Origin of the sequence: Komagataeibacter oboediens (assembly GCF_018491655.1) — a bacterium.
GTDB classification, from domain to species: Bacteria; Pseudomonadota; Alphaproteobacteria; order Acetobacterales; family Acetobacteraceae; genus Komagataeibacter; species Komagataeibacter oboediens.
Genome location: NZ_JABLUU010000058.1, coordinates 1 through 217, shown reverse-complemented (window position 1 = coordinate 217; position 217 = coordinate 1). Strand labels below are relative to the sequence as shown.

The window sequence follows — 217 nt, the reverse complement described above, 5'->3', positions numbered from 1 at the left end:
TGGAAATAGCTCAGGCACAGCGTCATCAGCGCATAGGCCTCGGCCAGCAGCAGCAGCACGGCCAGCGCCGTCTGCAGCCAGTTGCTGAACTGCACCGTCGCGGTCAGCCGCCACACGATGTAGCGCAGCGACACCAGCAGCGACAGCATCATGAGGAACACGGTGATCCCCCGCCCGCGCCGCCGGTTGAGCACCAGCAGCAGCGTGACCGTGCCGA

1 protein-coding gene is annotated in these 217 nt (G+C 66.4%); it reads right to left on the bottom strand.

The window, feature by feature from the left end:
- Positions 1-217: hypothetical protein (locus tag HNO79_RS16375; RefSeq protein WP_214165959.1), on the bottom strand; the 217-nt coding region annotated here is incomplete at both ends.